This is a genomic window from Bacteroides sp. QWL-09, assembly GCF_058683585.1.
Genome location: NZ_CM178748.1, coordinates 2,360,149 through 2,377,783 on the forward strand (window position 1 = coordinate 2,360,149; position 17,635 = coordinate 2,377,783).

Genomic DNA, 17,635 nt, shown 5'->3' on the forward strand with positions numbered 1-17,635 from the left:
GTAATTTTGTCGTATGAAATATGACATTCCTTATATGACCAATGAAGCTGTTAGCCTCTTAAAGTCGTTAATAGCTATTCCCTCTATTAGCCGGGAAGAAGAACAAGCGGCCGATTTCTTGCAGAACTATATTGAAGCCGAAGGTATGCAAACCGGACGAAAAGGGAATAATGTATGGTGCTTAAGTCCAATGTTCGATTTAAATAAACCGACCATCTTACTTAATTCTCATATCGATACCGTAAAACCGGTCAACGGTTGGCGGAAATCTCCTTTCATGCCGCACGAAGAGAATGGAAAGCTCTACGGACTAGGGAGTAACGATGCCGGCGCTAGTGTAGTCTCATTACTACAGGTCTTCTTACAACTTTGTCGGACCACCCAACATTATAACTTGATCTTCTTGGCTTCTTGCGAAGAGGAGATCTCCGGAAAAGGAGGAATAGAGTCTGTTCTATCGGGCCTTCCTCCTATCTCATTCGCCATTGTGGGTGAACCAACAGAGATGCAACCCGCCATTGCGGAAAAGGGACTAATGGTTCTGGACGTCACCGCTACAGGAAAAGCAGGACATGCCGCACGCCAAGAAGGGGTCAATGCTATTTATAAAACGCTGAATGATATCGCTTGGTTCCGTGATCATCAATTTGAAAAGGAATCTCCATTATTGGGTCCGGTAACCATGAGCGTAACGATGATCAACGCCGGCACTCAACATAATGTCGTACCGGATAAATGTTCTTTTGTGGTGGATATCAGAAGTAATGAGCTTTATAGTAATGAGATGCTATACGATGACATCAGAAAACAGATTGGTTGTGAAGCTAAAGCACGCTCATTCCGACTCAACTCTTCTAGGATTGATCCTAATCATCCATTTGTTAAGAAAGTGGTTGGCATGGGACGAATTCCTTTTGGCTCATCAACATTATCTGATCAAGCATTAATGAATTTCCCGTCTATAAAGATGGGACCGGGACGATCTTCACGATCGCATACCGCGGATGAATACATCATGCTAAAAGAGATTGAAGAGGCAATCGGACTCTATCTTGAGGCGCTCAACGGACTGATTCTTTAAATAGTCAATAAGTCTTAGTATCATAAATCTTAGCGATAGGCGCTGCTAAAGTTTCCGCAACCTTTTGAGGGACTCACCGTTGTTGAGACAACCTCTTTGGACTAGCAATAGAAAGGAACTTTAGCACCGCTTATTAGTATTAGAGTTATTAACGTTATTAGCATCATTAGCATTAATTCGTATTTGCATTTGTATTAGTATTAAACTATCATTATCACTATTATGATAATCACCATTACGATAATCACTATTGGGTAAGGAAGTAAGAAATACGATTAAAGGAGGCTTCCAATTATTCTTTTTCTGTCTACCGGACTGTTCAGGTAATTCATGAGACAAAAATTGTCAAGCATCAAGCAAAAGCCGTGAGCCGTGAGTCGTGAACCGTGGGCCGTGAACCATAGATCATGACTCAAGACTCATCAAGAATAAACCATAAGCGTAGGGCGTCATCACACTACAATAGGCCCATCTACTTGCTACAGATTTCAATAGGTCATTACCACTTTAGTTTCCTTAGAAGGTTTACTTTTAACAAAATATAAACAAGTAAATAGACCGTTCTCACGTTTTAGTTCTAATTTTGTAGGAAAGAAAACCAAATTCTAATACAGAAGTGTTGTACTATAAGAAAGTTAATCACGCTATTCTATGTGTACTGACCTCACTCTCGTCCCTACTTCTCAGTTGTAGTTTACCTCTAGACGAAGAGAGTGAAGAATCTTCTACTGATCATACAGCAGATCTTCAGTGGTCGGGCAATAAGGAAGAGTTTATCATTGATTCACAAAAGGGTATTCAACTTAATGCTCAAGAACAAACAGAAGGAGTCGCTTATCTATCCACCCCATTAGATGAAATCTGTGACCGACGATGGGAATTAGAGGTCACACTTAAGTTTAATCCCTCTTCAAGGAATTTTGCGCGTTTCTATTTAACGTCCTCCTCTCCCATCTTAAACGAAGAGCTGAATGGCTATTTTCTAGAAATCGGAGGAGTGAGTGATAACGTCTCGCTCTATCGACAAGAAAGTGATGACTGTACGTTGCTAATCAGTGGACGGATGATTATGCAGGGAGATAACTCACCTAATATTGCCATTAAGGTGGAATGTGATGTCAATGGGGTTTGGTCCTTGTGGACTCACAAAGCGGAAGAAAAAGATTATTTTATTGAAGGAAGGATGAAAGATACTCAAATCACAACAACCTCTTGTTGCGGATTACTATGTGTCTATACTTCCTCACGCTCTAAAGGGTTTCGCTTTCATCATATTTGTTTAACCAAAGGAGTTCCCACTTTCTCGGATACTTCTGGAACGAAACCGGATCAGCCAGACGAAACGCCCGATTTACCGGATCAAGTTAGAGGGCTATTGTTGTTCAATGAAGTCATGTACGATGCAAAAAGTGACGGTGCAGAATATGTAGAGATTTATAATCCGACTAATGCAGCCCTTCCCATAGATGAACTTTATTTGGGTAAACTTCGTGAAAATGGTACATACATGAGCAAAACATGGCTTTATACGGGCAATGCCAAACGTACCATTCCTCCATATCACTACTTGTGTTTTACCAAATCAATCGAAAAGCTAGAGAGAACTCATAACGTGACTGATGAATCTCTCGTTGAAATCAGCAATTTCCCTCCTTTAAATAACTCAGATGGAATACTCGTACTCATCACTGCCACGGGGCAATTAATTGATAAATGTCGGTTTAGAAACTGGATGCATACATCAAATACCCAATCGGGTTTTAGAGGCCTTTCTCTTGAAAAACGGTCGCCTGAACTTCCTTCACTAAATGCTAACTGGAAGTCGTGTACAGCTCCTTCAGGAGGAACGCCTGGAATGGAAAATTCTTCAAATTGAGAGAGCCAAATTACTCCAGCCGAAGTTGACCTGGGCGGTTGCTTTTGGTAGCACCTGTACTTTAGAGTCTGTAAATCTCGACAGAGCGTGCAAAACATTGAATCATTAATGATCTCAGAAGATAGATATGTCACACGAGCGTCAAAAGATAAGAGGAGCTAGATTGGAGACATATAAAAAGGGAGTCCATATGGACTCCCTTTATACTTGTATCTATAAGAATAACCTTAAATTATTCTGCTGATTCAGCTTTAGGTTCTTCTGCAACTGGAGCTTCAGCTTCAACAGCTTCTGCATTTGCTACAGTTTTCTTAGAACGGCGAGTACGAGTTGCTTTCTTAGCCACTTTTTCCTTAGCCATGTTCTCGTTGAAATCAACAAGTTCAATAAAACACATCTCAGCATTATCACCTAAACGATTACCTGTCTTGATGATACGAGTATAACCTCCCGGACGGTCAGCAATCTTCACAGAGATTTCTCTGAACAATTCTGTTACAGCAAATTTATCTTGCAAGTTGCTAAACACAACACGACGAGAGTTAGTTGTGTCTTGTTTCGACTTAGTAAGTAAAGGCTCAACAAACTTTTTCAACGCTTTAGCCTTAGCAACAGTCGTAGTGATTCTTTTGTGCTTAATCAAAGAACAAGCCATGTTAGATAGCATCGCATTTCTATGAGAAGCAGTACGACCTAAGTGATTGAATTTTTTATTATGTCTCATTTTTTATTCTTTATCTAATTTATATTTAGAAATATCAGTTCCAAACGAAAGATTCAGACCTTCCAGCAAATCATCAAGCTCGGTAAGCGATTTCTTTCCAAAGTTTCTAAACTTCAATAAGTCCGTTTTATTAAATTGAACTAAGTCACCTAATGTATCTACATCAGCCGCTTTCAAACAGTTAAGAGCACGAACAGACAAGTCCATATCAACTAACTTAGTCTTCAATAATTGACGCATATGAAGAACTTCTTCATCAAACTCTTCATTACCATCTGCATCATTAGTCTCAAGAGTAATTTTCTCATCAGAGAATAACATGAAATGATAAATCAAAATTTTAGCAGCTTCCTTCAATGCTTCCTTCGGATGAATGGAACCATCCGTACTAATTTCAAGTACAAGCTTTTCATAGTCAGTCTTCTGTTCAACACGGAAGTTTTCTACAGCATACTTAACATTACGTATCGGAGTATAAATGGAATCAATTGGAATTACATTAACATCTGTGCAATATTCGCGATTCTCATCAGCAGGAACATAACCACGGCCTTTGTTAATTGTAATATCAATTTGCATAGTTGCCTCAGAATCTAAATGACAAATAACTAATTCCGGATTTAACACTTCAAATCCAGTCAAATACTTACCTATGTCACCTGCTTTAAATTCACTTGAATTCTCAATAGTGATACTCACTTTTTCGCTCTCGAATTCTTCAACTACTTGCTTGAATCTAACTTGTTTCAGATTCAAGATAATGTTGGTAACATCTTCCTTAACTCCCGGTACACTTGAAAATTCATGCTCCACACCATCAATTTTGATAGTTGTGATCGCAAAACCTTCTAATGAAGAAAGAAGAATACGGCGTAATGCATTACCTACAGTAATACCAAAACCCGGCTCCAACGGACGAAATTCGAATTTACCGAATTTAGCGTCCGCTTCCAACATTAATACTTTATCAGGTTTTTGAAATGCTAATATCGCCATGAAATTAATTATTATTTAGAATACAATTCAACGATCAAATGCTCTTTAATGTTTTCTGGAATGTCTGCTCTTTCAGGTACATATAATAATTTACCAATCTTAGTAGCTTCATCCCATTCCAACCAAGCATATTTGCTGTGATTAAAACCAGCAAGAGAATTAGCAATCACTTCCAAAGATTTTGATCTTTCACGAACACCAATCAATTGACCTGGTTTTACAGCAAATGAAGGGATATTTACCACCTTACCATCTACGGTAATGTGCTTGTGACCAACTAATTGACGAGCAGCTGCGCGAGTAGGAGCAATTCCTAAACGATAAACAACGTTATCAAGACGACCTTCCAACAATTGAAGCAACACTTCACCTGTAATACCTTTAGCTGTAGCAGCTTTTTCAAACAAGTTACGGAACTGTTTTTCTAAAACGCCATAAGTGTATTTAGCTTTCTGTTTTTCACGAAGCTGAATACCATATTCAGATGTTTTTCTCTTTCTAGAGTTTCCGTGCTGTCCAGGAGGGTAGTTTTTCTTAGATAAAACTTTATCAGCTCCAAAAATTCCTTCACCGAATTTACGAGCGATTCTTGATTTTGGTCCAGTATATCTAGCCATTTTTTTTAAATATTTAATTGTTTATTCATGAACTTAATTTGTTGCAGCCGCGATTACAGAGAAGAAATTAATGCAATCCTAAACAAAATCAAGTCTCATTTAAATTAAAGATAATGATTAAACTCTACGTCTTTTTGGAGGACGACAACCATTATGTGGAAGTGGAGTTACATCAACAATTTCTGTAACTTCAATACCTGCCCCGTGGATAGTTCTAATAGCAGACTCACGTCCGTTACCTGGACCCTTAACATAGGCCTTAACCTTTCTTAAACCAAGATCAAATGCCACTTTAGCACAATCTTGAGCAGCCATCTGTGCTGCATAAGGAGTGTTCTTTTTAGAACCTCTAAATCCCATCTTACCAGCAGATGACCAAGATATAATCTGCCCTTCACTATTTGCAAGAGAAACAATAATATTGTTGAAAGATGAATGAACATGTAACTGTCCATTAGCTTCTACTTTCACATTTCTCTTCTTAGCTGCGACTGTTTTTTTTGCCATATCAACAATTATTATTTAGTAGCTTTTTTCTTATTTGCAACGGTTTTCTTTCTACCCTTACGAGTACGTGCATTGTTTTTTGTACTTTGACCTCTTACAGGCAAGCCAATACGATGACGAACTCCACGGTAGCAACCAATGTCCATTAATCGCTTAATGTTCAATTGGACCTCAGAACGTAGATCACCTTCTACTTTAAATTCCGCGCCAATAATCTCACGAATCTTAGCAGCTTGGTCATCAGTCCAATCTTTTACTTTAATATCTTTATCTACACCAGCCTTATCTAAAATCTTAGCTGAACTACTGCGACCTATTCCGTATACATAGGTCAACGCAATTTCACCTCTCTTATTTTGAGGTAAATCTACACCAACTATTCTTATAGCCATATACTAAATTATTTTTTTTGCAAAAATAATAAATTATCCTTGACGTTGTTTATACTTAGGATTTTTCTTGTTAATAACATACAAACGGCCATTACGTCTAACGATTTTACATTCTGGCGTACGTTTTTTTAAAGATGCTCTTACTTTCATATCTAATTTTATTTATATCTAAATACAATTCTTCCTTTCGATAAGTCGTAAGGAGACATTTCGACTCTAACTTTATCACCTGGTAAGATTTTAATGTAGTGCATTCTCATCTTACCTGAGATATGAGCTGTAATCTCATGCCCGTTTTCTAATTCAACACGAAACATTGCATTAGACAATGCTTCAACTATAACTCCATCTTGTTCTATTGCAGATTGCTTTGCCATATTAATTATATTGCTTTATCTCCTAAAACCTCTTCTATAAATTCAAATGATGATAAAATATCAGCCTTACCTGAATTGATCGCAATAGTATGCTCAAAATGAGCAGCACATTTCCGATCTCTTGTTCTCACGCTCCATCCATCATTCTCCATCACTATTTGACGATCACCTAACGTTATCATTGGTTCAATAGCAATGCACAAGCCTTTTTTCAACATTGTTCCATATCCCCGCTTTCCATAATTAGGTACTTGCGGATCCTCATGCATTTCTTTACCGATACCGTGTCCAACAAATTCACGCACAACACCCAAAGAACGAGATTCGCAATATTGCTGTATAGCATATCCAATATCTCCAATTCTTTTGCCTTGAACAGCATTCTCGATGCCGATGTATAATGCTTCTTTTGTTGTCTTCAATAGCTTGAGAATTTCTGTATCAACCTCACCAACACAAAAGGTATATGCTGAATCACCGCAAAACCCATTCATGTATGTTCCACAGTCTACCGACACAATATCACCATCTTTGAGGATGGTATCATTTGGTATTCCGTGAACGACTTGCTCATTTATTGAAGTGCAGATAGAAGCAGGAAATGGGGCTCCATATTGATTGGGAAATCCCTTAAATGTGGGAATAGCCCCATTATCCCTAATATATTCTTCTGCTACTTTATCCAATTCACGAGTCGTGACACCCGGTTTTATTACCTTAGCAATTTCTGCAAGTGTTTTTCCAACAAGCAAATTACTTTGGCGGAGCAATTCTATTTCATCTTCAGTTTTAAGAAATATCATTCTTTCAAAAGATTAATAAGCAGCGACCCCTGTGCGTCCTTTAATACGACCTGATTTCAACAAACCGTCATAATGTCTCATCAACAAATGACTTTCAACTTGTTGCAGAGTATCAAGAACAACACCCACAAGAATCAACAAAGATGTTCCACCAAAAAATTGGGCAAACCCTGCTTGCACATTAAAGATGCTAGCAAAAGCTGGAAGAATAGCTATAATCGCTAAGAAGAACGAACCTGGCAAAGTTATACGAGACATGATGTCATCGATATAATCTGCTGTTGCTTTTCCCGGCTTAATACCTGGTATAAAACCATTATTACGCTTCATATCTTCGGCCATCTGAGTTGGGTTAATTGTAATCGCAGTATAAAAATAAGTGAATAATATAATCATTACTGCAAAAACAAAATTATACCAAAAACTTGTATGATCAGTAAACGCGTGTAAAAAACCACCCGCTGTATTTACATTAGAAAAACCTATTAAGGTAATTGGAATAAACATTATTGCCTGAGCAAAAATGATAGGCATAACACCTGCAGCATTAACCTTTAAAGGAATATACTGCCTTGCGCCACCAAATTGTTTATTTCCAACAATTCTTTTAGCATATTGTACAGGCACTTTTCGTGTTCCTTGTACCAATAGAATAGCTGCTGCAATAACAGCCAACAAGAATACAATCTCAAATAAGAACATGATCAATCCACCATTCTTATCTGTTCTAGAGATAAATTCTTGTGCTAAAGAATTAGGGAAACGAGCAATAATACCAATCAAAATGATAAATGAAATACCATTTCCAATACCCTTATCGGTAATTCTTTCACCAAGCCACAAAATAAACATACTACCAGCTGCTAAAATAATAGTAGAGGTAATTAGAAACAGAGTCCAATCTAATGAAGCATTTAAGGAAGGTCCAGCTTGCATCTTAAGATTAAGTAAATAAGAAGGAGCCTGAACCAACAATATAGCTATCGTTAAATAGCGAGTATATTCATTCATCTTTCTTCTACCACTCTCACCCTCACGTTGCAATTTCTGAAAATAAGGAACAGCAATTCCTAATAACTGAATAACAATAGATGCAGAGATATAAGGCATTATTCCTAATGCAAAAATAGATGCATTAGAAAATGCTCCTCCAGAGAACATATTCAACAAGGCTAATAAGCCCTCACTGGTTTGTTCGTGCAACTTTGTAAGCATTGCAGGGTTAATACCCGGCAATACAACATATGAACCGAAACGGTAAATTGCCACGAACAATATGGTGATGAGGATCCGTTGTCTCAGATCCTCAATTTTCCATATATTCTTTAATGTTTCAATAGCTTTTCTCATTGAATTAGAGTTTTACTACATTTCCACCAACAGCCTCAATTGCAGCAGCAGCTGTTTTTGAGAATGCATGAGCTTCTACACTAACCTTTGAAGTTAAAGCACCGTTTCCTAAAACCTTCACTAATTGGTTTGATGAAACGAATCCAGCTTCTACAAAATCAGTTAAAGAGATTGTATCCACTTTCTTCAAATCAGCCAATTTTTGAATAGTATCTAAGTTGATTGCTTTATATTCAACACGATTGATATTCTTAAAGCCAAATTTAGGAACTCGACGTTGAAGAGGCATCTGTCCACCTTCGAATCCGATTTTTTTAGAGTATCCTGATCTTGACTTAGCTCCTTTATGACCTCTTGTAGATGTACCACCCAAACCAGAACCGGCACCACGTCCAATTCTCTTTCTTGATTTAGTAGATCCTGCAGCAGGTTTTAAATTACTTAAATTCATATGTAATTAATTTTTTTATTCAACAAATAATTACTTAATAATGGTAACCAAGTGTTTTACTTTATCTACCATTCCAAGAATTGAAGGAGTACTCTCGTGCTCAACCACACGATTCATCTTACGAAGTCCCAGTGCATCAAGAGTTCTTTTCTGATCTGCCGGAGCACCAATTCTACTTTTAGTTTGTTTGATCTTAATAGTTGACATACTTCCTCCTTATCCTCTAAATACTTTTTCAACACTGATTCCTCTATTCTGAGCAACCATTCTAGCATCACGCATTTCACCTAAAGCTTCAATCGTAGCCTTAACAAGATTGTGTGGGTTAGAAGAACCTTTTGACTTAGCCAAAACGTCTGTGATACCAACACTTTCCAATACGGCACGCATCGCACCACCGGCTACTACTCCGGTACCGTGTGAAGCTGGTTTAATAAATACCTCAGCTCCACCAAATCTTGCAGATTGTTCATGAGGAACAGTACCTTTCAAAATAGGTACTCTAACAAGGTTCTTCTTAGCTGATTCTACGCCCTTTGCAATAGCAGCTGTAACTTCACCTGCTTTACCAAGACCCCAACCGATAATACCATCTTCGTTACCAACAACGACAATTGCAGAAAAACTGAAAGTTCTACCACCTTTAGTCACTTTGGTTACACGATTGATAGCAACTAGTCTATCCTTAAGTTCTATATCGTTAGTTATCTTAACTCTATTATTAACTCCTGCCATAATGATTAAAATTTAAGTCCACCGTTACGAGCTGCATCAGCCACTTCTTTAACTCTCCCATGATACAAGTAACCATTACGGTCGAAAACTACAGTAGTAATACCTGCTTCCTGAGCCTTTTTCGCAATTAACTCACCAACTTTAACCGCTTGTTCTTTTTTTGCGACCTTTTCAGTCATCCCCAAAGAAGAAGCAGCAGCTAATGTTTTTCCAGAAAGATCATCGACAATCTGAACGTATATTTGCTTGTTACTTCTAAATACACTCATACGCGGACATTCAGAAGTACCTGAAATTTTATTGCGTACTCTATATTTAATTTTTACTCGTCTTTCTATTTTTGTTGTCATAATAATATAAATTTACGTCATTTACTTAGCACCAGCTGATTTACCAGACTTTCTGCGAATAACTTCACCAACAAACTTAATACCTTTACCTTTATATGGTTCAGGTTTACGGAAAGAACGTATTTTTGAGCAAACTTGACCAAGCAACTGTTTGTCACACGATTCCAACAAAATAAGAGGATTCTTATTTCTTTCAGATTTTGTTTCAACCTTTACTTCTGGTGGCAACTGAATGAAAATATTATGAGTATATCCTAAAGATAGTTCAATAATATTTCCTTGATTAGAAGCACGATAACCTACACCAACAAGTTCCATTTCTTTCTTATAACCTTCAGATACTCCTACAACCATGTTGTGAAGCAAAGAACGGTACAAGCCATGAAAAGCATGTTTTTGTTTTGGATTATCCAACATTGCGCTTTCATTCTCAGATAAAGTTACCTGTGCGTCTTCAATGGCAACATTGATAGCAGGATTCACATATTGGCTTAATTCGCCTTTTGGCCCCTTAACGGTAACCACATCATCCTTAAGAGTAACTGTTACTCCTGCAGGAATACTAATGGGTAATTTTCCTATTCTTGACATTGCTTTTTCCTCCTAAAATTAATATACATAACACAAAACTTCACCGCCGATTTTCAAATCAGCAGCTTCTTTGTCTGTCATTACACCTTTGGAAGTAGATATTATAGCAATACCCAACCCATTAATTACACGCGGCATATCTTTATAACCAGTATACTTACGCATACCTGGAGTAGATATTCTGATTAACTTTTTGATCGCGTTAACTTTGTTAACTGAATCATACTTCAAGGCAACTTTAATTGTTCCTTGAGGACCATCTTCTACAAACTTATAATTAAGAATGTAGCCTTTTTCAAAAAGAATCTTAGTGATTTCTTTTTTCAAGTTAGATGCGGGAACTTCTACAACTCTGTGCTTTGCACCAATTGCGTTCCGCAACCTTGTCAAATAATCTGCTATTGGATCTGTCATATTATATAAGTTAAATTAATCAGGACTTCCCTGACAATATTTAAAAAATTACCAGCTTGCTTTTTTAACACCTGGAATCAAACCGCTAGATGCCATTTCACGAAACTGAATTCTCGAAATGCCGAACTGACGAATATATCCTTTAGGACGACCAGTTAGTTTACAACGATTGTGCAAACGAACAGGAGAAGCATTTTTAGGCAAAGCCTGTAATCCTTCATAGTCTCCGTCTTTCTTCAGTTGAGCTCTTCTTTCAGCATATTTGGCTACTAATTTAGCACGCTTTACTTCGCGAGCCTTCATTGATTCTTTTGCCATATCTCTTAATCTTTTTTAGCGTTTTTAAAAGGTAAACCAAATTCCTTCAATAAAGCATAACCTTCTTCATCTGTTTTTGCAGAAGTTACAAAGGTAATGTTCATTCCTAAAATTCTAGTTATACTATCGATATTAATTTCAGGGAAAATGATTTGTTCCTGAATACCTAGAGTATAATTACCCTTGCCATCGAATTTACTTTCAATACCTTTAAAGTCACGGATACGTGGAAGAGCAACACGAACTAATTTCTCAAGGAATTCGTACATTCTTTCACGACGTAGAGTTACCATAACTCCGATAGGCATTTTTTTACGCAATTTAAAATTAGCGATATCTTTACGAGAAATTGTAGCTACCGCCTTTTGACCGGTAATAGCTGTAATTTCATTCATTGCCACTTCAATAATCTTCTTATCAGCAACCGCCATACCTAAACCTTGATTGATTACAATCTTTTTAAGTACAGGAATTTGCATAGAAGAAGAATACTGGAACTGTGATTTCAATGCAGGCGCAATGCGCTCTGCATATTCTTTCTTAAGGCTAGCAGTATTACTCATTATTTAATCTCCTCTCCTGATTTTTTAGAATAACGCACTAAAGTTCCTTCCGAACTTTTTCTTCTTCCAATACGAGTTGGTTTACCGGTTTTCGGATCAACTGGGTTCAAGTTAGAAATGTGAATAGAAGCTTCTTGCTTCACAATACCTCCTTGAGGATTCTTTGCATTAGGTTTTGTACTTTTAGATACCATATTGATACCTTCAACAAAAGCACGTCCTTTTTCAACAAGAACTTTCAATACACGACCAGTTTTACCTTTGTCTTCACCAGCATTCACATAAACTGTATCGCCTTTCTTTATATGTAATTTACTCATTACTTAAATCTTTTACAAAATTAAAGTACTTCAGGCGCAAGTGACACAACTTTCATGTTTGTAGCACGAAGTTCTCTTGCTACAGGACCGAAAATACGACTACCTCTAATTTCACCCGCATTATTTAACAATACGCAAGCATTATCATCAAAACGTATATAAGAACCGTCTGCACGACGAATTTCTTTCTTAGTACGCACGATCAAAGCTTTTGACACTGCACCTTTTTTAATATCACTAGAAGGGATGACGTTCTTTACAGAAACGACAATTACATCCCCAACTGAAGCATAACGACGACCTGTACCGCCTAATACACGAATACAGAGAGCCTCTCTAGCCCCGCTGTTATCACATACTGTAAGTCTGGATTCTGCTTGTATCATAATTACTTAGCTCTTTCGATTATTTCAACTAATCTCCATCTTTTAGTCTTGCTCAAAGGACGAGTCTCCATGATACACACAGTGTCACCAATGTTGCACTCGTTTTTCTCATCATGAGCATGGTATTTTTTCGTTTTACTAACGAACTTACCATAGATAGGGTGTTTTTCTTTAAATTTTGCAGCAACTGTAATGGTTTTATCCATTTTGTTGCTTAACACAACCCCTGTTCTTTCTTTTCTTAAATTTCTTGCTTCCATCAAGCTGATCATTTATTATTAAGTTCTCTTTGGCGTAACTCAGTTTTCATACGCGCAATAGTCCTGCGTAAATGCTTAATCTGAGCAGGATTTTCCATAGGAGAGATAGAATGATTTAAAACCATTTGGTTGTAAGCCATAACCTCTGCTTCCACTCTTTCTACTAAATCAGTAGTAGTCATCTCTTTAATTTCTGCTATTTTCATAGATATTACGCATTTTGATTTTGAATATCATAATCACGTCTCACAACAAACTTCGTAGTGATAGGAAGTTTTTGAGCAGCCAAACGCAAAGCTTCTTTTGCGATTTCATAAGAAACGCCTTCCGCTTCAATAATAATTCTACCAGGAGTTACAGGCGCCACAAATCCCTCTGGACTACCCTTACCTTTACCCATACGTACATCGGCTGGTTTTCTAGTAATAGGTTTATCCGGGAATATGCGAATCCATATCTGTCCCTGACGTTGCATATATCTTGTTACTGCAATACGAGCAGCTTCAATCTGACGGCCTGTAATCCATTTTGTTTCCAAAGCCTTTATTCCAAAAGAACCGAAAGCCAACTGATTGCCTCTTTGGGCATTACCTTTAGAACGGCCTTTTTGTTGTCTTCTGAATTTTGTCTTTTTCGGTTGTAACATAGTTCCTAAAATTCAAATTCGTTAGCGATTATTTTTCTTTCTTTTGAAGTTCTTGCCGCCGCCGTTTCCATTATGATTTCCACGACCACTTTCTTTGCTTTGTGTAAAGTTTGGAGCTAACTCTTTTTTCCCAAACACTTCACCTCTACAAATCCAAACTTTGATACCAAGCAAACCAACTTTAGTCAATGCTTCTGCATGGCAATAGTCAATGTCAGCTCTAAAAGTATGAAGAGGAGTTCTTCCTTCTTTATACATTTCAGAACGAGCCATTTCAGCGCCATTCAAACGACCAGAGATCTGAATTTTGATACCTTCAGCTCCCATGCGCATAGTGTTGGCGATAGCCATTTTGATAGCACGACGATAAGCGATCTTACCTTCAACCTGGCGAGCGATATTGTTAGCAACAATCACAGCATCAAGTTCAGGTCTTTTAACTTCAAAAATATTAATTTGAATATCTTTATCGGTAATTTTCTTCAACTCCTCTTTCAACTTGTCAACTTCTTGACCACCTTTACCAATAATGATTCCCGGACGAGCAGTACAAACCGTAATAGTAACAAGTTTCAATGTACGTTCAATCACGATTCGTGAAACACTTGCTTTAGCAAGTCTAGCATTAAGATATTTACGGATCTTGCTATCTTCGAGCAATGAATCACCGTAATCATTTCCACCGTACCAGTTAGAATCCCATCCTCTGATAATTCCTAAACGGTTGCTTATTGGATTAACTTTTTGTCCCATCTACCTTAATTTTGATCTTCGTTATTACTCTTAGAATCAACGAACAATGTTACGTGATTCGAACGCTTGCGGATTCTATAACCTCTTCCTTGTGGGGCCGGACGCATTCTTTTCAATGTAGCACCACCATCAACAAAAATCTTAGTAACAAATAGCTCTCCGCTTTCTGCTTTACGCTCGTTTTTCTGCTCCCAATTGGCAATTGCAGAGCGAAGCAATTTTTCCACTCTTGCAGCAGCTTCTTTAGAAGAAAACTTCAAAACACCAAGTGCTCTGTTCACCTCCATACCACGAATCATGTCAGCAACAAGGCGCATTTTACGTGGAGAGGTAGGAACATTTTGCAATTTAGCAAAATACATGGTCTTTAGGGCTTCTTTTCTTTTTTCAGCCGATATTTTTTTTCTAGCTCCCATTATATTATTACTTTATTATTTCAAATAAATCCTGTTATCTCTTCTTATTACCACCGTGTCCTCTGAATGTACGAGTTGGAGAGAATTCACCCAACTTGTGTCCGACCATGTTTTCGGTAACGTATACAGGAATAAATTTATTTCCATTGTGAACTGCAATAGTATGCCCTACGAAGTCAGGCGAAATCATTGAAGCTCTGGCCCAAGTCTTAACTACAACTTTCTTGCCATTTTCGTTCATGGCAAGAACTTTATTTTCAAGTTTAACGTTAATGTATGGACCTTTTTTTAATGAACGACTCATAATTTACTCAATTAATCAGATTACTTTTTTCTTCTCTCAATAATGTACTTAGACGAATGCTTCTTAGGAGCTCTTGTCTTAAGACCCTTAGCGTAAAGACCCTTACGAGATCTTGGGTGTCCTCCAGAAGAACGCCCTTCACCACCACCCATTGGGTGATCAACTGGGTTCATAACAACACCACGGTTACGAGGACGACGTCCCTGCCAACGAGAACGTCCAGCTTTACCTGAACTTTCCAATCCATGATCCGAGTTACCTACGCTACCAATTGTAGCTTTACAAGTACTAAGAATCTGTCTAACTTCACCTGAAGGCAACTTAATTACACAATATTTTCCTTCTCTAGAAGTCAACTGAGCAAAGTTACCAGCCGATCTAACTAAAGCAGCACCCTGACCAGGACGCAACTCAATATTGTGAATTACAGTACCCACCGGAATGTTTTGTAGAGGAAGAGCATTACCAATCTCTGGCGCTGCATTTTCACCCGACATCAAAGTCGTACCAACTTGCAATCCATTGGGAGCAATAATATACCTTTTTTCTCCATCAGCATAAAACAACAAAGCGATACGAGCCGAACGATTTGGATCGTATTCAATTGTTTTTACGACTGCTGGAACACCGTCTTTATTTCTCTTGAAATCAACAATTCTAATCATCTTTCTATGACCACCGCCAATATAGCGCATAGTCATCTTACCTTCGTTGTTACGACCACCAGATGATTTCTTACCAAACACAAGAGATTTTTCTGGTACCTGTGCAGTAATCTCTTCGAAAGTACCAATAATTTTGTGTCTTTGCCCCGGTGTTGTGGGCTTAAATTTACGTACTGCCATTTTAATTAAATATTGCTATAAAAATCAATAGTATCTCCTTCTTTCAAAGTCACAATCGCTTTCTTATAAGCGTTTGTACGCCCATTGATAATACCAGCTTTAGTATATCGGCTTTTGTTCTTACCAGCATACTTAAGCGTATTTACATCAACAATTGTAACATTGTATAGGGTTTCAATTTCTCTCTTAATTTCCAGTTTATTAGCGTCAGGACGTACAATAAAGCCAAAACGGTTTAGCTTATCAGTGATTGCAGTCATTTTCTCTGTCACCAACGGTTTAATGATAATTCCCATTACTTAAGCCTCCTTTTTAATTAAGATAAGATATTGTCAATAGCCTTCAACGAGTTTTCTGTAAACACAAGAACTCCGGCGTTTAATACTCTGTAAGTATTTAAGCCTGAGATAGTCTGTACATTAACTCCCTGAATGTTACGAGCTGACAAATATACGTTTTTATTTGCTTCTGGTAAAATCATAAGTAGCTTTTTATCAGAAACTTTAAGATTTTTTGTCATAGCAACGAAATCCTTAGTTTTAGGAGCTTCAAAAGCGAAGTCTTCAAGAACTACGATTCCATTCTCTTTAGCTTTGTAAGATAAAGCAGACTTACGAGCCAATGCTTTAACCTTTTTGTTCAATTTGAAGTAATAATCTCTTGGTTTAGGGCCGAATACACGTGCACCACCAACCAATACTGGAGAGTTCATATCACCACGACGAGCACCGCCACCACCTTTTTGGCGACCGATCTTGCGTGTAGAACCACTGATTTCACTTCTTTCTTTTGACTTATGAGTACCCTGACGCTGATTGGCCATAAATTGTTTTACGTCCAAATAGATAGCATGGTCGTTGGGCTCAATTCCGAAGATAGATTCGTTTAACGTAACCTTTCTCCCAGTGTCTTCACCTTTAATGTTATATACGTTAACTTCCATTATTTCTCAATTAAAACGATTGAACCTTTGCAACCCGGGATAGAACCTTTAATCAAAAGAAGGTTATGCTCCGCGATTACTTTTAACACTTTTAAGTTTTGAATAGTCACTCTGTCACCACCAAGTTGTCCACCCATGCGCATTCCTTTGAATACTTTAGCAGGGTAAGAACAAGCACCAATAGAACCCGGCTTACGAGCACGATTGTGCTGACCGTGAGTTGCTTGACCAACACCACCAAAACCATGTCTTTTAACTACACCTTGGAAGCCTTTACCTTTAGAAGTACCAACAACGTCAACAAATTCAACATCGTTAAATAATTCTACGTTAACCGTATCACCGAGATTCAACTCAGTTTCAAATTCCTTGAACTCAGCCAAGTGTCTCTTTGGTGTTACTCCTGCTCTTTTGAAGTGGCCCATCAACGGTTTAGTTGTATGTTTCTCTTTCTTGTCTTGGAAACCCAACTGCACTGCAGCATAGCCATCTTTCTCAACAGTCTTAACTTGAGTAACAACACAAGGACCTGCTTCGATAACAGTGCATGGTACATTCTTACCATCGGCACTGAAAACGGATGTCATTCCGATTTTTTTTCCTAATAATCCTGGCAT

The 17,635-nt window shown here is 37.7% G+C and carries 31 protein-coding genes; 2 read left to right on the forward strand and 29 right to left on the reverse strand.

Annotated features, from left to right (window positions below; genetic code table 11):
• Positions 1–13: 13 nt before the first annotated feature.
• Together AC4PG5_RS09280 and AC4PG5_RS09285 are read left to right on the forward strand one after the other, a co-directional pair.
• On the forward strand, positions 14–1,081 hold the full coding sequence (locus AC4PG5_RS09280; protein WP_492028629.1) for a M20 family metallo-hydrolase: 1,068 nt from the start codon (positions 14–16) through the stop codon (positions 1,079–1,081).
• A 616-nt stretch (positions 1,082–1,697) separates the two neighbouring features.
• Positions 1,698–2,957, forward strand: coding sequence for a lamin tail domain-containing protein (locus tag AC4PG5_RS09285; RefSeq protein WP_492028630.1), 1,260 nt, complete (start codon positions 1,698–1,700; stop codon positions 2,955–2,957).
• Between the two features lie 232 nt (positions 2,958–3,189).
• On the opposite strand, the gene rplQ is transcribed toward AC4PG5_RS09285, so the two are convergent.
• From rplQ to rplC, 29 genes are all read right to left on the reverse strand, one after another.
• Positions 3,190–3,681 (reverse strand): 50S ribosomal protein L17, encoded by a 492-nt coding sequence (rplQ, locus tag AC4PG5_RS09290; RefSeq protein WP_492028631.1) that lies wholly within the window; start codon positions 3,679–3,681, stop codon positions 3,190–3,192.
• Positions 3,682–3,684: 3 nt separating this feature from the next.
• Positions 3,685–4,677, reverse strand: coding sequence for a DNA-directed RNA polymerase subunit alpha (locus AC4PG5_RS09295; RefSeq protein ID WP_492028632.1), 993 nt, complete (start codon positions 4,675–4,677; stop codon positions 3,685–3,687).
• A gap of 11 nt (positions 4,678–4,688) precedes the next feature.
• On the reverse strand, positions 4,689–5,294 hold the full coding sequence (gene rpsD / locus AC4PG5_RS09300; RefSeq protein WP_492028633.1) for a 30S ribosomal protein S4: 606 nt from the start codon (positions 5,292–5,294) through the stop codon (positions 4,689–4,691).
• Positions 5,295–5,411: 117 nt separating this feature from the next.
• Entirely contained in the window at positions 5,412–5,801 is a 390-nt protein-coding gene (rpsK, locus tag AC4PG5_RS09305) for a 30S ribosomal protein S11 (protein ID WP_492028634.1), read from the reverse strand.
• 11 nt (positions 5,802–5,812) lie between these two features.
• A complete protein-coding gene (rpsM, locus tag AC4PG5_RS09310) occupies positions 5,813–6,193 on the reverse strand; it encodes a 30S ribosomal protein S13 (RefSeq protein WP_492028635.1) in 381 nt (126 codons plus the stop codon).
• A 33-nt stretch (positions 6,194–6,226) separates the two neighbouring features.
• Positions 6,227–6,343 carry a type B 50S ribosomal protein L36 gene (ykgO, locus tag AC4PG5_RS09315; protein WP_002558051.1) on the reverse strand — a complete coding sequence of 39 codons (117 nt, stop codon included), beginning with the start codon at positions 6,341–6,343 and terminating at the stop codon, positions 6,227–6,229.
• Positions 6,344–6,351: 8 nt separating this feature from the next.
• Entirely contained in the window at positions 6,352–6,570 is a 219-nt protein-coding gene (gene infA / locus AC4PG5_RS09320) for a translation initiation factor IF-1 (protein ID WP_002558052.1), read from the reverse strand.
• A gap of 5 nt (positions 6,571–6,575) precedes the next feature.
• Positions 6,576–7,373 carry a type I methionyl aminopeptidase gene (map, locus tag AC4PG5_RS09325; RefSeq protein ID WP_492028636.1) on the reverse strand — a complete coding sequence of 266 codons (798 nt, stop codon included), beginning with the start codon at positions 7,371–7,373 and terminating at the stop codon, positions 6,576–6,578.
• Between the two features lie 12 nt (positions 7,374–7,385).
• Complete coding sequence (gene secY, locus AC4PG5_RS09330) at positions 7,386–8,723, reverse strand: preprotein translocase subunit SecY (RefSeq protein WP_492028637.1); 1,338 nt, start codon at positions 8,721–8,723, stop codon at positions 7,386–7,388.
• A gap of 4 nt (positions 8,724–8,727) precedes the next feature.
• On the reverse strand, positions 8,728–9,174 hold the full coding sequence (gene rplO / locus AC4PG5_RS09335; protein WP_492028638.1) for a 50S ribosomal protein L15: 447 nt from the start codon (positions 9,172–9,174) through the stop codon (positions 8,728–8,730).
• Between the two features lie 30 nt (positions 9,175–9,204).
• Entirely contained in the window at positions 9,205–9,381 is a 177-nt protein-coding gene (gene rpmD, locus AC4PG5_RS09340) for a 50S ribosomal protein L30 (RefSeq protein ID WP_492028639.1), read from the reverse strand.
• A 9-nt stretch (positions 9,382–9,390) separates the two neighbouring features.
• Positions 9,391–9,909 (reverse strand): 30S ribosomal protein S5, encoded by a 519-nt coding sequence (rpsE, locus tag AC4PG5_RS09345; RefSeq protein ID WP_492028640.1) that lies wholly within the window; start codon positions 9,907–9,909, stop codon positions 9,391–9,393.
• 5 nt (positions 9,910–9,914) lie between these two features.
• Positions 9,915–10,259: a 50S ribosomal protein L18 gene (rplR, locus tag AC4PG5_RS09350; RefSeq protein ID WP_492028641.1), complete on the reverse strand. Its 345-nt coding sequence runs from the start codon at positions 10,257–10,259 to the stop codon at positions 9,915–9,917.
• Between the two features lie 21 nt (positions 10,260–10,280).
• A complete protein-coding gene (gene rplF, locus AC4PG5_RS09355; RefSeq protein WP_492028642.1) occupies positions 10,281–10,850 on the reverse strand; it encodes a 50S ribosomal protein L6 in 570 nt (189 codons plus the stop codon).
• An 18-nt stretch (positions 10,851–10,868) separates the two neighbouring features.
• Positions 10,869–11,264 carry a 30S ribosomal protein S8 gene (rpsH, locus tag AC4PG5_RS09360; RefSeq protein WP_492028643.1) on the reverse strand — a complete coding sequence of 132 codons (396 nt, stop codon included), beginning with the start codon at positions 11,262–11,264 and terminating at the stop codon, positions 10,869–10,871.
• A gap of 48 nt (positions 11,265–11,312) precedes the next feature.
• Positions 11,313–11,582, reverse strand: a complete 270-nt coding sequence (gene rpsN / locus AC4PG5_RS09365; RefSeq protein ID WP_492028644.1) for a 30S ribosomal protein S14 — start codon at positions 11,580–11,582, stop codon at positions 11,313–11,315.
• A 5-nt stretch (positions 11,583–11,587) separates the two neighbouring features.
• Positions 11,588–12,145: a 50S ribosomal protein L5 gene (gene rplE, locus AC4PG5_RS09370; protein ID WP_492028645.1), complete on the reverse strand. Its 558-nt coding sequence runs from the start codon at positions 12,143–12,145 to the stop codon at positions 11,588–11,590.
• Positions 12,145–12,465 carry a 50S ribosomal protein L24 gene (rplX, locus tag AC4PG5_RS09375; protein ID WP_492028646.1) on the reverse strand — a complete coding sequence of 107 codons (321 nt, stop codon included), beginning with the start codon at positions 12,463–12,465 and terminating at the stop codon, positions 12,145–12,147. The genes rplE and rplX overlap by 1 nt, the downstream gene beginning before the upstream one ends.
• A 20-nt stretch (positions 12,466–12,485) precedes the next feature.
• Positions 12,486–12,851: a 50S ribosomal protein L14 gene (gene rplN / locus AC4PG5_RS09380; protein ID WP_492028647.1), complete on the reverse strand. Its 366-nt coding sequence runs from the start codon at positions 12,849–12,851 to the stop codon at positions 12,486–12,488.
• Between the two features lie 2 nt (positions 12,852–12,853).
• Positions 12,854–13,123, reverse strand: coding sequence for a 30S ribosomal protein S17 (gene rpsQ, locus AC4PG5_RS09385; RefSeq protein ID WP_492028648.1), 270 nt, complete (start codon positions 13,121–13,123; stop codon positions 12,854–12,856).
• Complete coding sequence (gene rpmC, locus AC4PG5_RS09390; protein WP_492028649.1) at positions 13,120–13,317, reverse strand: 50S ribosomal protein L29; 198 nt, start codon at positions 13,315–13,317, stop codon at positions 13,120–13,122. Before rpmC ends, rpsQ begins: the two co-directional genes overlap by 4 nt.
• A gap of 5 nt (positions 13,318–13,322) precedes the next feature.
• A complete protein-coding gene (gene rplP, locus AC4PG5_RS09395) occupies positions 13,323–13,757 on the reverse strand; it encodes a 50S ribosomal protein L16 (RefSeq protein ID WP_146266367.1) in 435 nt (144 codons plus the stop codon).
• Between the two features lie 21 nt (positions 13,758–13,778).
• Positions 13,779–14,510 (reverse strand): 30S ribosomal protein S3, encoded by a 732-nt coding sequence (gene rpsC / locus AC4PG5_RS09400; RefSeq protein WP_492028650.1) that lies wholly within the window; start codon positions 14,508–14,510, stop codon positions 13,779–13,781.
• A gap of 5 nt (positions 14,511–14,515) precedes the next feature.
• Positions 14,516–14,926, reverse strand: a complete 411-nt coding sequence (gene rplV / locus AC4PG5_RS09405) for a 50S ribosomal protein L22 (protein ID WP_002558069.1) — start codon at positions 14,924–14,926, stop codon at positions 14,516–14,518.
• Positions 14,927–14,960: 34 nt separating this feature from the next.
• Positions 14,961–15,230 carry a 30S ribosomal protein S19 gene (gene rpsS / locus AC4PG5_RS09410; protein ID WP_492028651.1) on the reverse strand — a complete coding sequence of 90 codons (270 nt, stop codon included), beginning with the start codon at positions 15,228–15,230 and terminating at the stop codon, positions 14,961–14,963.
• A gap of 20 nt (positions 15,231–15,250) precedes the next feature.
• Positions 15,251–16,075, reverse strand: coding sequence for a 50S ribosomal protein L2 (gene rplB, locus AC4PG5_RS09415; RefSeq protein ID WP_492028652.1), 825 nt, complete (start codon positions 16,073–16,075; stop codon positions 15,251–15,253).
• A gap of 5 nt (positions 16,076–16,080) precedes the next feature.
• Positions 16,081–16,371, reverse strand: coding sequence for a 50S ribosomal protein L23 (rplW, locus tag AC4PG5_RS09420; protein WP_492028653.1), 291 nt, complete (start codon positions 16,369–16,371; stop codon positions 16,081–16,083).
• Between the two features lie 20 nt (positions 16,372–16,391).
• Entirely contained in the window at positions 16,392–17,018 is a 627-nt protein-coding gene (rplD, locus tag AC4PG5_RS09425) for a 50S ribosomal protein L4 (RefSeq protein WP_492028654.1), read from the reverse strand.
• Entirely contained in the window at positions 17,018–17,635 is a 618-nt protein-coding gene (gene rplC, locus AC4PG5_RS09430; RefSeq protein WP_492028655.1) for a 50S ribosomal protein L3, read from the reverse strand. Before rplC ends, rplD begins: the two co-directional genes overlap by 1 nt.